The following is a 1,662-nucleotide window of genomic DNA, read 5'->3' on the forward strand; positions in this document are numbered from 1 at the left end:
GCAATGATGCCTTCCAAATCGGGGCCTGCAGTCGCAACCAGGAATTCTCCCGCATGATCCGAAAGTGTATGGACCATTTCCTGAGCATTGCTTTTCGTTGCCGTTTCGCCGGTGATGATGACAGCGCCTGTCTTAATGTCCTGCGGTTTGATGCCGGCCCTGCTGTATTCATCGTTCACAAGACTCTCCACTGCCCGGATATCAATCGTCGTTGGATCCAGTAGCGGCGTCCGGTGTATTTCACTACGGTAGAGCACTTCTTTTTCAATAATTTCAATTCGCGGCATATGCGTTCCCCCCGCCATGTTCATCAGGGAAAAACGGCTGATCACGACCTTCGTTGTACTCGTGCCGATATCAATCCCAGCGCTTATGATTTCTTCATTTTGCGGCTGGTAACGCTTCATATGCCTCACCTCATTCACTGGTAAAAATTCAGCATAAAAACAAAAAGGCGCCACATACAAATCATCGCGAAGATGATTCGTAAGCGGCGCCATTGCCATAAAAATTAATTTGTTATTTGATTATAATTTATTTTCTTAAAATTGTAAAGGGTTTCATAGAAAGAACATGGGGACGGTTCTTGTGTTCCATTTTCTCTTTAAAAACGAGAATATTTTCTAGAAAATGACCGTATCCGGATCCATCTCTCTCGCTGCACTTTTCACCTCTTCAAGCGAGTTGCATTGCACGAGTTTACGGATTTCCTCTATTCCCTTACCAGTTACCGACGAAGTGATAATCATCACTCCTCGAGGAATCACTGTCTTAAGCTTTTTCTTCGCTCTTTCAATATCAGCTGCTTCCGCATCACTTTTAGTAATGACTCCAATCGGAATCTTGTTGATCCCAGTGCTGAACCCTGGTGGAAAGATATTCTTTTTCTTGGTCGCGTCCTGAAGGTACAGGACATGTGTGACCTCTAAAGCAGTTGCCATAATGTTTTTATAGAACAAAGGATTTTCAGTGTACTCACCAGGAGTATCGACAATCCAGTCTCTGTAAATCAATGCCTGTGTCTTAACTGCCTGAACATCTCGTCCAAGGAGTTTATTGGTCAAGGTCGACTTACCGGCACCTATTGCGCCAATAAGCATTGCTCTGTTCTGTTTAGCCATGTTCTCCCTCCATCATGATGGCGGAGACCATCAATTTGTCTTAAGATTTTGTAATGTCCGCTGGTGTGTATTTTAATACTTGTGACAGGAAACGGTTGATTTCCTCCATCGCCGCCGACACTTCGGAAACGGTTCCGACAATGACAAGACTGCCTGTGAATCGATCGAGAAAACCAATCGTCACATTCGCTGCTTTTGTTGCCAGATCACCTGCGATGATGACCGTTTCACTTGGAGTCAACGTCAAGATTCCAAGCGCACCTGCCTGCTCGATACCCAGCTTTTCAAACATTTCTGGATCGGGATTGGCGATCATGTGACTCAGCGTCACCTGTTTTCCAGGAACGAATTCCTGTATAAACCTCTTTTTTTCTTCACTCATCAGATGTACCTCCTTGGTGCAGACTTGTTTATCCTACCTGTCTTTTATTCGTTTCTGTTCCGCTGTGCAGATCCAAATATTCGTCTTTCCCAATCACTCCTGCTTCCCGATCCTTCTTTTCAAGTTCCAAGGCTTTCGGAACTGACAGCCAGTAAGCTA

At 44.8% G+C, this 1,662-nt stretch carries 3 protein-coding genes; all 3 read right to left on the reverse strand.

Going from position 1 to position 1,662, the window contains the following annotated elements; all coding sequences use genetic code 11:
- A partial coding sequence (locus WB217_RS10465) for an ethanolamine ammonia-lyase reactivating factor EutA (RefSeq protein WP_423993172.1) occupies positions 1–407 on the reverse strand: 407 nt, incomplete at its 3' end.
- Between the two features lie 216 nt (positions 408–623).
- Positions 624–1,121, reverse strand: a complete 498-nt coding sequence (locus WB217_RS10470) for a EutP/PduV family microcompartment system protein (RefSeq protein ID WP_423993173.1) — start codon at positions 1,119–1,121, stop codon at positions 624–626.
- A gap of 40 nt (positions 1,122–1,161) precedes the next feature.
- Entirely contained in the window at positions 1,162–1,503 is a 342-nt protein-coding gene (eutS, locus tag WB217_RS10475; protein WP_423993174.1) for an ethanolamine utilization microcompartment protein EutS, read from the reverse strand.
- Between the last annotated feature and the right edge of the window lie 159 nt (positions 1,504–1,662).

Source organism: Mesobacillus sp. (genome assembly GCF_049588175.1).
Taxonomy (GTDB): domain Bacteria; phylum Bacillota; class Bacilli; order Bacillales; family Cytobacillaceae; genus Mesobacillus.

Bases quoted from the DNA above. Each gene is read 5' to 3' on its own strand.
- WB217_RS10470 (WP_423993173.1), bottom strand. From the start codon at position 1,121: ATGGCTAAACAGAACAGAGCAATGCTTATTGGCGCAATAGGTGCCGGT.
- eutS (WP_423993174.1), bottom strand. From the start codon at position 1,503: ATGAGTGAAGAAAAAAAGAGGTTTATACAGGAATTCGTTCCTGGAAAA.